This window comes from Treponema sp. R6D11 (genome assembly GCF_054786075.1).
Genome location: NZ_BDHD01000685.1, coordinates 1 through 619, shown reverse-complemented (window position 1 = coordinate 619; position 619 = coordinate 1). Strand labels below are relative to the sequence as shown.

The 619-nt window shown below is 49.6% G+C and carries 1 rRNA gene; it reads right to left on the bottom strand.

Annotated features, from left to right (window positions below):
* A 23S ribosomal RNA gene (locus ACYVTD_RS15485) occupies positions 1-619 on the bottom strand; the annotation flags it as partial.

Below are 619 nucleotides of genomic sequence, written 5' to 3'. Positions count from 1 at the left end.
GAGCGCCTTAGATTTCTCATCCCGCCTACCTGTGTCGGTTTGCGGTACGGTCTTCTTGGCCTAATTAGAGGGGATTATTTCTTGGCGCCTTGATTACACTCGCTTCGCTCTACCGTAATAAAGCTCGCTGTAACAGCTTACCTAATGGCGTTTTCGCCGCCACCAATAGCTCGCTGCTTTGACCGGGGCAACCGTCGCCCGGCCGAGTTTCACCTCACGCGTCATCCCATAAAACCAAGAACGGTACTGGAATATGAACCAGTTTCCCATCGACTACGGCTTTCGCCCTCGTCTTAGGAGCCGACTTACCCTGGGCAGATGACCTTTACCCAGGAATCCTTAGGCTTTCGGCGGACGGGGATCTCACCCGTCTTTTCGTGTACTTATACCTGCATTCTCTCTTCCACTCCCTCCAGTATACTTTACAATATACCTTCGTCGGTCTGTGGAATGCTCCCCTACCAACCATCTGACCACTAAAACCTCTAAATCTAAATAAGTTATTTAATTCGATAACATAATTTAGCGGTTTTAGTGGTCAGATGATTCCGCGGCTTCGGTTGTATGCTTAGCCCCGTTACATTGTCTGCGCGTCATGACTCGACCAGTGAGCTATTAC